This is a genomic window from Novosphingobium malaysiense (assembly GCF_000802225.1).
In the GTDB taxonomy this organism is placed as follows: Bacteria; Pseudomonadota; Alphaproteobacteria; order Sphingomonadales; family Sphingomonadaceae; genus Novosphingobium; species Novosphingobium malaysiense.
This window is the reverse complement of the sequence record NZ_JTDI01000077.1, coordinates 1-246: the sequence shown is the minus strand read 5'-3', so window position 1 is coordinate 246 and position 246 is coordinate 1. Positions and strand designations below refer to the sequence as shown.

Sequence of the window (246 nt, the reverse complement as noted above, 5' to 3'; positions counted from 1 at the left end):
GTACACCGGTCTGCACAGCAACGACAGGCCCGGCCTGTCCCAAGGTGACGTATGTCCGAGAACAAGATCCGCAACACTTCCCGCAAGCCCGTCGTGCTGATGTCCATGGGCGCTCAAGAGCGCAAGGGCCACGACTACCAAGTAATGACTCACAAATACATCCAGCCTCTGGTCCAGTTCTCCGGTTGTGTGCCGGTGCTGGTGCCCACTTGCTGCGGTATCGATGACCTCGAGCAGTATCTGGAC

General features: G+C 58.5%; 1 protein-coding gene. It reads left to right on the top strand.

Translation table 11 applies throughout. The features are described from left to right. Positions 1-51: 51 nt before the first annotated feature. The coding region (locus LK12_RS23550; RefSeq protein WP_039290955.1) for a gamma-glutamyl-gamma-aminobutyrate hydrolase at positions 52-246 on the top strand (195 nt) is incomplete at its 3' end.